General features: G+C 49.0%; 14 protein-coding genes. 3 read left to right on the top strand and 11 right to left on the bottom strand.

Annotation, left to right across the window (positions count from 1 at the left end):
* Positions 1 to 18: 18 nt before the first annotated feature.
* Together HMPREF3091_RS14940 and HMPREF3091_RS14935 are read right to left on the bottom strand one after the other, a co-directional pair.
* Positions 19 to 951 (bottom strand): glycine betaine ABC transporter substrate-binding protein OsmF, encoded by a 933-nt coding sequence (locus tag HMPREF3091_RS14940; protein ID WP_070716697.1) that lies wholly within the window; start codon positions 949 to 951, stop codon positions 19 to 21.
* Complete coding sequence (locus HMPREF3091_RS14935) at positions 900 to 1,985, bottom strand: fatty acid desaturase (RefSeq protein WP_070716696.1); 1,086 nt, start codon at positions 1,983 to 1,985, stop codon at positions 900 to 902. The genes HMPREF3091_RS14940 and HMPREF3091_RS14935 overlap by 52 nt, the downstream gene beginning before the upstream one ends.
* A 372-nt stretch (positions 1,986 to 2,357) precedes the next feature.
* On the opposite strand from HMPREF3091_RS14935, the gene yajD reads away from it, so the two are divergent.
* Positions 2,358 to 2,702: an HNH nuclease YajD gene (gene yajD / locus HMPREF3091_RS14930; RefSeq protein ID WP_004096236.1), complete on the top strand. Its 345-nt coding sequence runs from the start codon at positions 2,358 to 2,360 to the stop codon at positions 2,700 to 2,702.
* Positions 2,703 to 2,863: 161 nt separating this feature from the next.
* On the opposite strand, the gene HMPREF3091_RS14925 is transcribed toward yajD, so the two are convergent.
* Positions 2,864 to 3,454, bottom strand: a complete 591-nt coding sequence (locus HMPREF3091_RS14925; RefSeq protein ID WP_035504107.1) for a Yip1 family protein — start codon at positions 3,452 to 3,454, stop codon at positions 2,864 to 2,866.
* A 238-nt stretch (positions 3,455 to 3,692) separates the two neighbouring features.
* Here HMPREF3091_RS14925 and HMPREF3091_RS14920 point away from each other — a divergent pair, with 238 nt between their 5' ends.
* Complete coding sequence (locus tag HMPREF3091_RS14920; RefSeq protein WP_004096240.1) at positions 3,693 to 4,628, top strand: LysR family transcriptional regulator; 936 nt, start codon at positions 3,693 to 3,695, stop codon at positions 4,626 to 4,628.
* Here the strand turns inward: HMPREF3091_RS14920 and mdcH are convergent.
* From mdcH to mdcA, 8 genes are all read right to left on the bottom strand, one after another.
* Entirely contained in the window at positions 4,625 to 5,557 is a 933-nt protein-coding gene (mdcH, locus tag HMPREF3091_RS14915) for a malonate decarboxylase subunit epsilon (protein WP_070716694.1), read from the bottom strand. The genes HMPREF3091_RS14920 and mdcH overlap by 4 nt on opposite strands.
* Positions 5,557 to 6,186: a malonate decarboxylase holo-ACP synthase gene (locus HMPREF3091_RS14910; RefSeq protein ID WP_070716693.1), complete on the bottom strand. Its 630-nt coding sequence runs from the start codon at positions 6,184 to 6,186 to the stop codon at positions 5,557 to 5,559. The genes mdcH and HMPREF3091_RS14910 overlap by 1 nt, the downstream gene beginning before the upstream one ends.
* Positions 6,187 to 6,198: 12 nt before the next feature.
* Positions 6,199 to 7,158: an AEC family transporter gene (locus tag HMPREF3091_RS14905; RefSeq protein WP_070716691.1), complete on the bottom strand. Its 960-nt coding sequence runs from the start codon at positions 7,156 to 7,158 to the stop codon at positions 6,199 to 6,201.
* A gap of 189 nt (positions 7,159 to 7,347) precedes the next feature.
* Complete coding sequence (gene mdcE, locus HMPREF3091_RS14900; RefSeq protein ID WP_004096249.1) at positions 7,348 to 8,163, bottom strand: biotin-independent malonate decarboxylase subunit gamma; 816 nt, start codon at positions 8,161 to 8,163, stop codon at positions 7,348 to 7,350.
* Positions 8,160 to 9,026, bottom strand: a complete 867-nt coding sequence (locus tag HMPREF3091_RS14895; RefSeq protein WP_070716689.1) for a biotin-independent malonate decarboxylase subunit beta — start codon at positions 9,024 to 9,026, stop codon at positions 8,160 to 8,162. Before HMPREF3091_RS14895 ends, mdcE begins: the two co-directional genes overlap by 4 nt.
* On the bottom strand, positions 9,019 to 9,321 hold the full coding sequence (mdcC, locus tag HMPREF3091_RS14890) for a malonate decarboxylase acyl carrier protein (RefSeq protein WP_004096253.1): 303 nt from the start codon (positions 9,319 to 9,321) through the stop codon (positions 9,019 to 9,021). The genes HMPREF3091_RS14895 and mdcC overlap by 8 nt, the downstream gene beginning before the upstream one ends.
* Before the next feature lie 48 nt (positions 9,322 to 9,369).
* Positions 9,370 to 10,224, bottom strand: a complete 855-nt coding sequence (locus HMPREF3091_RS14885; RefSeq protein ID WP_070716687.1) for a triphosphoribosyl-dephospho-CoA synthase — start codon at positions 10,222 to 10,224, stop codon at positions 9,370 to 9,372.
* Positions 10,224 to 11,885 (bottom strand): malonate decarboxylase subunit alpha, encoded by a 1,662-nt coding sequence (gene mdcA, locus HMPREF3091_RS14880; RefSeq protein WP_070716685.1) that lies wholly within the window; start codon positions 11,883 to 11,885, stop codon positions 10,224 to 10,226. The genes HMPREF3091_RS14885 and mdcA overlap by 1 nt, the downstream gene beginning before the upstream one ends.
* 354 nt (positions 11,886 to 12,239) lie before the next feature.
* On the opposite strand from mdcA, the gene nlpA reads away from it, so the two are divergent.
* A complete protein-coding gene (gene nlpA, locus HMPREF3091_RS14875; protein ID WP_035504111.1) occupies positions 12,240 to 13,055 on the top strand; it encodes a lipoprotein NlpA in 816 nt (271 codons plus the stop codon).
* The last annotated feature ends 335 nt before the right edge of the window (positions 13,056 to 13,390 follow it).

Here is a 13,390-nt window from a genome sequence, read left to right as displayed (position 1 = left end):
AGATTGGAGATAGCTAACTCAAGACTTAACAAAACCCTTATCTTTCAGATATTTTGCAGCGACTTTTTTCGCATCTTGACCATCAACCGCAATTTTGGCATTCAACTTTTGCAGGGTTGGTCCATCCAGAGATTCAAACACGGGCTTCAGCACAGCGGCAATTTCAGGATGAGCTTTCAGCGTCGCTTCGCGCACGATTGGCGTTGGTGCATAAATAGGCTGCACGCCTTTAGGATCGCTCAAGGTTTTCAAACCCAATGCGGCCACTGGGCCGTCGGTGCCATACGCCATTGCACCATTCACGCCCGACGTTTGTTCTGCCGCAGCCTTAATCGTTACCGCAGTATCACCGCCCGCTAAAGACAACAGCTGATCCTGATCCAGTTTGAAGCCGTAGGCGTTTTCAAACGCAGGCAGCGCATCTGGGCGTTCAATAAACTCTGCGGAGGCCGCCAGTTTGAATTTACCGCCCTGCTTTAACCATTTCCCCAAATCCTCTAATGACTCCAAATGGTTTTGCTGTGCGATATCGTTGCGCACCGCAATACTCCATGTATTGTTAGCCGGGGCTGGCGTAAGCCACACGATCTGGTTTTTCGCCAAATCCAACTGCTTCACTTTGTCATACCCCTGCTGCGCATTTTTCCATGCCGGATCATTTTCATCGGCAAAGAAGAAAGCGCCGTTGCCGGTATATTCTGGATAGATATCAATTTCACCGGCGGTAATTGCACCGCGCAGCACTTTAGTCGTGCCAAGCTGGGTTTTATTCACCGTTTTGATCCCGTTGGCATCCAGCGTTTGCACGATGAGGTTGCCAAGTAAGGAACCCTCAGTGTCAATCTTGGAGCCCACGGTGACCGCATCCGCGGCCTGAGCAGCGCAGATAGAAACGCCCATCAGCGCCAAAGATGCCAAAATCTTGCGTCCCATAGATAAATTTCCTGCCATAACGGTTCCTCATCATTATTATTGCGGTCGCCAGAGCCTAGGTGCTCCGGTGACTCATCGTGGGTCAAAGCCATTAACGGATGTTGCGTGACGTTTACCGAACGCCATGCATATTGCCGCCACCACTGTGAATATCCCTGAACCACAAACCCCTGATTCCTTTGCCGATACTCCATGCGATAAGCCAAATAGACCTTGCGCAATCCATACCACGGCAAGCTGGGTAAATCATGGTGCACAATGTGGTAATTCAAATTTAAAAACAGCAGCCGCCACGGCCACGCCGCCTCATTAATAATAGAACGGGCTGAGGGATCGTCCACCGCACGGTGTTCGTAAAACGAGCGAACCATCGCCAAACCTAAGGCCGGATAGCTAATCGCCAGTAGATACCACCACGCTGACATCCCCGCCAACTGTACGATCCACAGAATCAAACCGAGTAATGACAAATGGATCAGCCACATGGCAATTTTTTTGCTCTCTCCCTGCATAATGCCGCGGAGTTCGCCTTTAGCCAACGCACCAATCCCTAGCGCAGGCCCAATAATCATGCGGCCAAAAAAGGTATTCCGCAGCCAAATCACTCTACGACAAATTGCCGATGAATTCTTCCATCGAGACTCACTGAAATAGTACGATTCAGGATCTTCCAACGGATGAGTCAGCGACGCATCGCGGTGATGGGCCAGATGCGAATCACGATAAATACCGTAGGGATACCAGATCGCCAGCGGCATCAATCCTAAGAGCTGATTAACACGCGGCCAACGGGTGGGATGACCGTGGATAAGCTCGTGCTGAAGCGACATATACCAACAGGTCAGCAACACTAACAAAGGCGTTCCAAACCATTTTCCCAGCAGTTGCCAGTGGTAAACCACCAACGCCCAGCCAGCATATATGGCAATCAGGACACACCATGTTGGGAGCTCACTGCGCCAGACCCACTGGCGTTTCCACGCACCAATGCGGCTTTGCTGTTCGGCATGTAAGTAATGCGATGACCGCATGCCGCTAATTGCTTTTTTCATCAATGAGTCACTCCCTAAATCAGGTGAGGCTCAGTATTTCTGAAATTTATAATTCCATTAAATACTTAATAATTTATTTTTATTACTTAAATGAATATAAATCACAATAGAAAAGTGACTTGAATGTTACAAAATGGTTAGAGCAGAGGGCATAGGCAGGGTATAATCGCCGCAACTGTATTGAGGAGAAGAATCATGCTGAAAAAAGCAATTATCGCCGGAATGGCATTGCTGACTTTGGGCGGCGTCGGCGGTGTTATTCTGGCCGGCATTATTATCTACGTTCGTTCATAAATCAGGCAAAGATTGGAGTGCGATGTAAATTCACCTAATATAGGTGAATATTCCCCAGTCTTGTTAAGGTCTGTCCTCATGGCAATCATCCCTAAGAACTACGCCCGTTTAGAAACTGGCTATCGTGAAAAAGCACTTAAAATTTATCCATGGGTGTGTGGCCGCTGTTCACGCGAGTTTGTGTACTCTAACCTGCGCGAGCTCACCGTACATCATATCGATCACGACCATACCAATAACCCAGAAGACGGCAGCAACTGGGAGCTACTGTGCTTGTACTGTCACGATCATGAGCATTCCAAATACACCGAAGCTGACCAGTATGGCTCCACCGTGATTGCGGGTGAAGATGCGCAGAAAGACGTCGGCGAAGCCACCTATAACCCGTTTGCCGATCTCAAAGCGATGCTGAATAAGAAATAGCGCTCCTCTATTTCCGCAAATAATTCGAGTGGCGGAACAAAAAGCGTGAGCCTTTTTGACCAGCCTAATGACGTGAAAAAGGCGCTGAAGGTAAACTCCAGCGCCTGCTAGGTTATAATCAACAAAACGTTTTCACTTCTACTGCGTTGAACACCGCAGGGCTAGAAAATATGTGAACCATAGCCCCACATGATAACGGTAATCCCCAATAGTAACTCGAGTACCAACACACCGATTGCGAAGGTCGATCCAGAGAAAATAAACCCTTGATCTTCAGTGATACCGAGAAAATTCGGAATACCGCGATACAACAAATAACCGCTATAACACACCCCCACGATAACCGCGAGCATGCACAGCCATACCATCGGATAGATTGATACAATACTGCTTAGAAACATGGGCGTACCGACATAGCCCGCAAACACGATACAACGATTTAAACTCGGGCAGTTTTCATATTCCCGAGCCATCCAGCGAATGACCATACCAACAAAACCTACCGCGGCAAGCATTAGACCGTAAAATACAACTGCAATGGCTAATGCCGTCATCGGCAACACTTTAAAAACGCGATCACCGCCGAAATCCCAGCCAAACTGGGTAGTGCCAATAAAAGAGCAGATAACAGGAATAGCAGCCATCAGTAGCACATGATGAGTATAGATATGCGATACCGACTCATTTTCCTGCCGTATTTGCCGGAACTCCTGTGCCGGATGCGATAACAGTCCCCAAACATGGTTACTCATGACACACCCCCTGACGTCTGATGCGGGATAAACGTTTATCAACATTTTTCCCACACTTTCAGTATAGAACGCAGCGACAAAAATAAAGGGAAAAATAGGAAATTTTTTACTCCTATAAGCCTTGCCATAACTCAGTCTCACCTCATTTTAGGCTTCATTAGTCCACGCTGTTTTTTGCCAAACATAAATCCCTTATTTTGTTAAAGTATTCTCCCTGTATTTATATTTAGGCGGCCTTATGATCGACAGCGAAATAACTCTGCGTAAATTAGAAATATTTTTAGCCTTCATGGAAAAAGAGAATATTTCACGCGCCGCCGAATCTCTAGGATTAAGCAGTGTAAGCGTTCACCGCGCACTGCATACGCTAGAAGAAGGGTTTCGCTGTCCTTTATTTGTGCATAAAGGCCGCAATTTACTACCGCTACCTGCCGCGCATACATTAGCGGAATATGCCCACGACCTGGTGGAACTGGCACAAAAGGGGATCGAGGAAACTCGGATAGCCGCAGGTTTTGGTCAGCAGCGGATGAGAATCGGCACGATGTATTCACTCACGCTGGAAACCATCCCTAAACTGATTATGGGGGTGAAACTACGCCGCCCAGAAGTTGAGATCAGCCTCACTATGGGCTCAAACCAAGATTTGCTCCAACAGTTAGAAGACCAGCAGTTGGACGCCATTTTGATCTCTATCTCTGACAGTCAAGTGAATGCGCAGCTGTTTGAAACACTGCCTCTGTTTAAAGATGATATTTTCCTTGCCGCGCCGGCCACATCTACGCTGATCAAACCGGGCTTGGCTGATCTACGAGATTATCGCGGAGAAAAGTTTGTCTCTCTGGCTGAAGGTTTTGCCACCTACCATGGTTTTAACGAGGCCTTTCAAATTGCTGGTTTTGAACCGTATATCGTTACGCGAGTTAACGATATTTTTTCCATGCTGAGTTTAGTGCAAGCCGGTGTGGGGTATACCCTTATTCCAGGGCGGATGAAGAACGTGTATGAAAATAGCGTCAAGCTACTACCGTTGTGTGATGACTATCAGATGCGCCAAACCATCGCGCTTGTTTTCGCTCGTAGTCGAGAGCAAGACCCCAATATTTTAGCGCTCACAGCTGAAGGACGCATGTATGCACGCGCCCATCAGTCTTCGAAGCAGGCGATAGACTAAGCATTTCGCTGATAACGAGCGACAATGTCTGTGATGGATTTTAATCCAAGCTGGCAACGTGAAAGCGCCTCCCCCTGCTCCATGACCTTTTTAGTGAGCCCAGTGAGTACCGCTCCTGGCGGCATTTCTATCGCCAAACGCACTTCCCGCTCGTAGGCCGCCACCATTGCCTCATGCCAGCGTACGGTTCGTGACATGTTGAACGCCAAATCGTCTGCAATGCGCTCAGGCTGCCATAGCACACGTCCAGTACTACCGCTTAAATAGGCAATTTTTGGACATTTCAGCACCACCGTTTGCATCGCCTGTGCCAATTTCTGAGCGGGTTTGAGTAACAGCGCGCAGTGGGATGGCACACTCACGGCTAAACGCTGTGTCTTATGAGCACCTTGGGCTCGAGCCAATACCATAACCTGCTGCATCGCAGCTTCGCTACCTGCAATCACAAATTGCTCTTCGGCGTTAATATTGGCTAAATAGACCGGCTGCTGTGGCGAATTAACCTGTGTAATCAACGGTTCAAGCTGGGTCAGATTCAACCCCACGATTGCCGATAATCCGAAACCTTCTGGGTAAGCGTTTTCCATCAATTCGCCACGTAACGCAACCAAGCGAACTGCATCATCAAAGTCTAAAGCCCCCGCAACAACAGCTGCGGGAAAAGCACCAATCGACAGGCCACTGACAAAATCGGCCTGAACTCCGTTTTCCTGCAGCTCTCTCGCATAGGCAACACCGGCTATCAGTAAACAAATTTGAACCGCACGGGTTCTTGCCAGCGCGGAAGCGCTATCTAGTGCCAAAATATCTTCATCTAAAACGTCGCTGGCCTGCTCAAGCAACAACTTTGTGGTTGGGTTATCTGGTAAGTCATGCAGCATTGAAGAACGCTGCGGCCCTTGCCCTGGAAACGTAAATAATACTTTCATCATGCATCCTCTGGTCGCAACCACGGATCGCGCGTTAACATCGGCCCCGTTGCGGTTTTTAGCATTACTCGCCCATCACGTAGCCATTCCGCCAGAGCAAAACCCCCGTTGGGAGTTTCAATCTGCACGTCGGTTCGACACGGTAGGTGAACCTGAGCGAGTCTTTCGCTGAGGGATGTAAACTCAACAGGTGATACTCGCTGAGGGCAACGTACAACCAGATCCAGATCGCTATCGGTATGCATTACCGGGATATCCGTCGCTAATGCGTATCCGCAGCTTCCGGTAACCCCCCACGACCACGGCCACACTGTTTGCATCAGCATCACTAAGACCTGTACTGGCGGCAGAGAAATAAACGATGAGTGCAACAAGGCGACGGGATCGCTCACCAATGATTCTGGTGTAGCACAGCGCACAACACTTTTCTCATCGACCCAACCCGCTGCGCGTTGGCTGCGCTTCATACCACGAATACCAACCGGAATACGCCCGCCTTGTTGGAGATCACGCCTCACGACCAGCGGCAGAGATATTTGCCACTGCTGAGTTACCCAGTCAGGCAAGGGTTCTTCAGCCGTAAGTGCTTGTGCGTTGTTAATCCAAATCAAATCATGCGGGCGCAACATAGTGACTCCTTTTTAAATACCGGCGGTAAGCGTAATAAACAGCGGCAATGTTAGGATACAAAGCACAGAGCTAATTAACAGCGTTGCTTCAGCATCAGGCGACTGCACACCAAAACGATTGCCAAATACGATACCGAAGAAGCCAGCAGAAAGCGCGATCATCAGAATAGCCGTAACAGCAACGTCACCATGTAACCCCATAGCTAAGACGATGCCCCAAGCAATAAATGGCTGAATCAGTAGCTTAGTTACACTAGACAGAACGACGCAGGTATTGATTTTCAATTGACGAGCAGACAGGATCAAACCGGTCAAAAACAGTGCGGAAGCAGTCGCTGAAAGTCCAAGAGGCTTGATTGAAGCCAACACCATTTCAGGCATATGAATACCAACAGCCGACAGCACAACCCCTAACAAAGGCCCCCACACAATAGGTTTTTTCACAGAGCGCCACATCAACACGGGAAGCATGGTCAGCGTTGAGCCCTGAATCGCACCAGACTCACGTGCTTTTTCACGTTCCAGAATCAAGAGACAAAACGGCGTCATCAGCACAGAACCACAGGCAATCGCCACCGCGACAGAAAGCGACGTCGCAGAGCTTTCACCCAGTACACTTCCCAGAATCGGCAATCCTAACGCCGCATAGTTAGGCAACGCTACGGTCAAAGTCAGCACCGCTGCATCCTGAGGCGTTTTCTTAAACACTTTGGTGCAGACGAAGTAAATGCCGGCATAGGTGATCCACATACCTAAAACCAGAACCACGATCAAAGGAGACTGCTGCACAATTCCGCTCCACGGCGTCTGTACTGTTGCGCTAAATAACGCGGCAGGAAGAGCGAAGTCCATAACGAAAATATTCAGTAGAGAAACATTCTTGTTATCAACCATCTTCGCTTTACCCGCATAGAAGCCGAGCAACATGATGACGAATATCGGAGCAAGCGCGTGAATAATTACGTATGTCATAAATCACCTTGTATAAAAACAAAAAGCTAAAAACAAAAAGCGTTACAGATAAGAATTCAGGTAACGCGTTATTTTCTTTTTATAAAATGGTCGTTAGCGGGCAGGTGAAAGCTCACTGGGGGCGACGTTTTAGCATCGCGCCCAGCGTGATATGAAGAACTAACGATCGGTCTTGATATGTCTAACGCGTTACCATTCAGCGCGCATACGAGTGCGAACGAGTGATGAACTCTGGCGGTTCTGCGCGCCTAAACGATTGCGAAGATCAACACCCTGCTGACGAGCATCGACAATGGCATCACGCAATACTGAGATCACTCGGTTAAGATCGTCGGCGCTGGCGTTGAGTGGATCATTGATGTTCAGAAGTTGATCTAACAAACCTAGCGTGCTGTAGTTTTTGATGTCATAGGCCATAGGAGGAATGGTCGCCGCCAGTTTCTCTAGAGATTCTACAGAGCGTAGGGTGATACGCGCCGCAGATTCCTTCCCCATTGCATGAATCATGACACCTGCATCATTGAAGGCAATCAAACGGTTAGCTTGATAACCGTGGGCAAGAAAAGCCCCCGACATCGCTTTCCCAACGATCAACCCGATGACTGGATGACCTGCTAAACGCGCTTTGGCATAAGCGCCTGCAGCACCAGCCAACGCTTGATGTATACCAAAAGCTTCTTCGCGTCGGCCATATGCCTGGCTTGGAACATCAATCACCGCGACGATGGCTCGTTTTTGATCTTTACCTTGATCTGCATCGACGACTTCGCTCACTAGCTGTGCCAACGTCCAGCCCTCTAACAAACCAACTTCACCGTTAGCCGCTCGCGGGTAATGATTCTTGGCATCTGGAACCACCGCGATAATACGTGCTGGTTGTCCATCAATATCACCATCAGCAGCTTTTACCGACGCACACTGTCCTTCGCGCTGCTTTGCATTCTGGGTCAATAAGGAAAACCAGTACTGACCACGGCTGGCTGTATTCGTGATTGAGGTGCTCATGCGCGATCCTCCTGTTTGCAATCTTTTGCGGAGAAATGACTGTGGGAAAAAAGTTCTGCGGCCAGTTCAGCCGTCGCCTGTTGACGGGTGTCGAACCCCATAAGAGTCTTCAGATAATCATTAAACTTATCAGAGCGATGCTGTACGGGAACGCCGCGTGCAATGCATTTTTTCATCGCCTGTTTGACCGCATTCAAACCGTCGGGAACTTCTTCATCGACAAAACCATTGCGATAGCGCACATCTCCGCCGGTCATGCTCCAAATGAATGGACGGTCGCGCGAGTCATACTCTTCTATACCCGCTTCCTGTTCGATGACCTGTGGGCCATTCAAACCCAGTCGCGCCTCACGTGTCACAATGAGATAGCTGCACAGCGCTGCAGCGATTGACATGCCGCCAAAGCATCCCACCGTCCCTGCAACGATGCCAATAACTGGGGTGTAGCGGCGTAGATCAACGATAGCAGCATGAATATCCGCAATCGCTGCCAAACCGAGGTTGGCCTCTTGCAAACGTACACCACCAGTTTCCAATAACAGCACCGCCTGTGTAGGAATACCGTTACGATTGTCTTCTGCAGCCAGTTCTAATGCAGCCGCCATCTTGGCACCCGAGACTTCTCCCATACTGCCGCCTTGGAAAGCCCCTTCTACTGCCGCTACAACCGCAGGTTTGCCATCAATCGTACCTTTAGCAACGACCATTCCGTCATCAGCCTGAGTCACGATCCCTTGTGGTTCTAACCAAGGCGAAGTGATGTGTTCAAATGGCCCTAATAACTCGCGGAAACTACCAGCATCCAACAAATTACGTGCACGTTCACGGGCACTGAGTTCAATAAAGCTGAGATCGTTACGCATGAGTTGCCTCCTCAAAGACTTGTTCGATACGTAAACGGGCTACGCCCGGTGTAGCGCCAAAATCATTAATCTCTAAACGCCCAACCGGCAGAGTGCGAAGACTAGCAAGGCGTTCGAAAAGGTGCTGCCAGCGTAAACGACTACCGTCTACCGAAGTTTTGATCACCACAGTCAACACCTCGGGGCTGTGCTTAGGTTCAAACAAGGCCTCCATATCGCCGGAACCGACGACGCCACTCAATGCCTTTCCCAGCAGCTTCTCAGTTGCCGGATAGCTCAGTTCAATTCGTTCCATAACGTCCTCTTTATTCGTTGTCTAACGACCGCACTTTCATCCACAGCACTAACGGGGGTAGACGCGATCTAAAAACAGTGCAGCAGCCAGTAAATCTGCGGCTCCACCGGGTGACACACGATCGGCCAACATACGAGTCTCAAGCATTGCCAGCGCCGCCCGCCCTTTGGGCATACGATATCCACCACGGGTAAGCACCTCAGCCGCGCCCTGCTGCATCGCCTTCAGCGAAGACAAACCGCCACGCGATAACACACAGGTATCACTCAACGAAGTCATAATGGCCATCAGTGCATCGATACGGGCTTCCTGCTCACTCGCACCTTGCTCTCTGCTTAGCCATAGCTGGGGAAGCGCCAACGTCATCACATGCGGAAACCCTAGCTGTGCTTCTTCGCGTGCCCCTGGAACCCGATAACGCTGGGTTGCACGAAGCCCTTTACTGAAAATTTTGGGACTGGCGTGGTCGGGCAGTTTGGCTATCTGCGCAGCCAGCGATACCGTAGCGTGCAGATCTCTCATCGCTCCCTGTATCGCTGCTGCGCTAACCAGCAGACCTAATGCCCAAATCGCCCCGCGGTGGGTGTTTACACCGTTTGTCGCCAGCATCATGCTACGTTCACCGTCCCGCCCTATCCTTCCAATCTCCTGACGCAAAGCGATATCTACCGGACGCTGCCAACTGGCGATAGCCAACTGCTGAAAGGTAGGCCTTAAGCTATGTGCAGAGCGTTCCATCAATTCCAGCGTGAGATCCTGATGCGCACCTGAACCACGGCTATCGACCAAACCCGGTTTGGGTGACAGGCGGGCCTCATCAATCAATGACTGCGTGGCGTGACCGGCGAGCGACATAGCCAGCTCGTCTGCATCGAAATGGAGTGAATAGGGTTGAATTTTCATTACCAGCTCCGGAATTTCGCTGGTGGGTTGTATAAACCACCAGACCACTCAACCAGATCGGATATGCTGCCTGCAGCCAGTAAAGAGCGCGTTGCATCGGTGCGGCGAATGCCCATATCTTCAGGGAAGACCACTTTGCCTTCACGGCGTAATTCCGCGACACGTTTAGCATCAACGCCTAAACCGATATCCGTGATACCCGCAACGGCTGCAACCATCGCGCGGCGCTCTTCTAATGAACGCGCACGATAAAGATAGGCAATCCCCTCCTCGGTCAAAACATGGGTCACGTCATCGCCATAAATCATCACTGGCGCCAGCGGCATACCGGACTCTTTCGCCACATCGACCGCATCAAGTTTCTCAACGAAGGTTGGTTTTGCTCCGGCTTGGAAGGTTTCGACCATTTGCACCACAAGCTTGCGACCACGAGCTAACGGATCGGGCTCTTCGATCATATCGAGCCAAGCAGGTGTGGCATGGCGGCGACCATGGGGATCGTGTCCCATGTTCGGTGCCCCGCCAAAGCCGGATAGGCGGCCACGAGTAACTGTAGACGAGTGCGCAATACCATCAATTTGTAGCGTCGAACCGATGAACATATCCACGGCATATTGACCCGCCATTTGGCAGAAGGCGCGGTTTGAACGCATTGAGCCATCATGGCCGGTAAAGAAGATATCTGGACGTTCAGCAATGTAATTCTCCATCCCCAACTCACCGCCAAAGCAATGCACGTTTTCTACCCAGCCGCTTTCAATAGCAGGGATCAGTGTCGGATGCGGGTTTAACGTCCAATGCTTACAGATCTTACCTTTCAAACCCAGTTGCTCACCGTAGGTGGGTAGCAACAGCTCAATTGCTGCAGTATTGAAACCGATACCGTGGTTGAGTGACTGAACCTGATGTTTGGCATAGATACCTTTGATCGCCATCATGCCCATCAAAACATGCACGGGTTTAATCAAGCGAGGATCTCGGGTGAACAGCGGTTCAATAAAGAATGGCCTGTCAGCAACCACCACAAAATCGATCCAAGAGCCCGGAATATCTACACGCGGCAGATCGGTTTCGTCATCCACCAATTCATTAACCTGCGCAATAACCAAACCATTTTTAAACGCAGCGGCTTCGACTAACGCAGGAGTATCTTCGGTGCTAGGACCGGTATAGAGATTGCCGTGACGGTCTGCTTTAAATCCGGCGACCAAGGCAACGTTCGGAACTAAATCGACATAAAGTCGGGAGTACAACTCGATATAAGTGTGAATTGCGCCTATCTCTAATTGACCATCTTCTAGCAACTGAGAAATACGCAAACTTTGGGTGCCGGAAAACGCGAAGTCCAGCTTACGAGCAATACCTTTTTCAAAAATATCGAGGTGTTCTGCACGACCAACGCTAGGCATGATCATGTGCAGATCGTGAACTTTGGCGGGATCAATCTCAGCCAGACTGCGCGACAAGAAATCAGCCTGTTTTTGGTTATTACCTTCCATCACCACGCGATCGCCAGAGACGATCAGTTTTTCAAGAACGGCTGTTAACTCGTCGGTCGGAATCACTTTTCCGTTTGTCAGCCCCTGCACGCTTTCAATACGACGCCGTTTTTCCTGACGGCGTGTATCCCAAACGCGAGTGGGTGTTTGATGAAGCGACATACCTAAACCTCCCCGGTTTAATTCATTAGCGCATCATGCGAGTAAGAATTTTGCAGTGAGGTCAGGATAAAAGTCCTAGAGTCGTCTATCAATTAACCAACTTACATAATCATTAGCCATAGAGTAATGATTACTGAAACTTATAAAACAACGACTTACTTTCCAAACTCGATTTAATAACGGCCATGATGAAAAATAATCAGCATACAAACGTTAATGAAAAAGAGATGCTAAATCTGGCGTCAAAAATACCTATCTGATGGCATCAATGCGCATTTAAACGGGCATTCGCAGAGGGATAAACAATGAATGGCGCTGCTACTTATCATATTGAAAAACATAAGGATGGTTCTCATGAAATCTGTGTTTAACGCAACCTTATTCGTTGCGCTATTTAGCACCGCTGCATTGCTCTCTGGCTGTGACCAAAAATCGGATCAAGCACATCATATAAAAGTCGGCGTGATTAACGGTGCCGAGCAAGATGTGGCTGAAGTAGCGCAGAAAGTGGCGAAAGAGAAATACGGATTAGACGTTGAGCTCGTGGGGTTCAGTGGTTCTCTGCTGCCTAACGATGCCACCGATAAAGGTGAGCTGGATGCTAACGTATTCCAACACCGACCTTATCTTGCTGAACAGAATAAGGCACATGGCTATAAATTAGTGGCCGTAGGCAATACCTTTGTTTTCCCAATGGCGGGTTACTCCGACAAAATCAAAAATGTTTCAGAGTTAAAAAAAGGCGACACTATTGCGATCCCAAATGACCCGACCAATTTAGGTCGCGCATTATTGTTATTGCAAAAAGAAAAGCTGATAACGGTTAATCAGGATAAAGGCTTACTGCCAACATCCATTGATATCACCGCTAACCCGTTAAACCTGAACATTATGGAGCTAGAAGGTGCACAGCTCCCGCACGTTTTAAAAGACCCGAAAGTTACCGTGGCTATTATCAGCACCACCTATCTGCAACAGACTGGATTATCACCGGTGAAAGACAGTGTATTTATTGAGGATAAGGAATCTCCTTATGTAAACATTATTGTCACTCGAGAAGATAATAAAGATGCCGCTAACGTACGTGATTTTGTTAAGTCTTATGAATCACCGGAAGTTGCTGCCGCGGCTGAGAAAATCTTTAACGGTGGCGCAGTTCAAGGCTGGTAATAACCGATAACCCGCACATTTGCTTATCTTTATCTATACTCATATGACTAGCGCCCATTACGGGCGTTTTTTATCAGCAAATAAGGAGCAGCAAATGAAAATATTATTATGGGTTATTGCGATTATATTTATTGTGGGGCTGCTGACGATTACTGGGGTGTTTAAGTTAATATTCTGAGGGGTTTTAATTTCGGCGGCTTATATGCCGCCTAGATCTTTTTGTGCTTGAACGGTTAAAGGTTTTGTATGCATGAGTTTGTGGAGTAGGTTTCGTACGCCTAATGCACCGAAACCGACATGAACTCCGTGCAGGCGTCCGAGTCGGGGGGCCAATC

Source organism: Hafnia sp. HMSC23F03 (assembly GCF_001816025.1).
Taxonomy (GTDB): domain Bacteria; phylum Pseudomonadota; class Gammaproteobacteria; order Enterobacterales; family Enterobacteriaceae; genus Hafnia; species Hafnia paralvei.
Note: the sequence above shows the minus strand (reverse complement) of the source record. Positions and strands in the feature narration are given on the sequence as shown.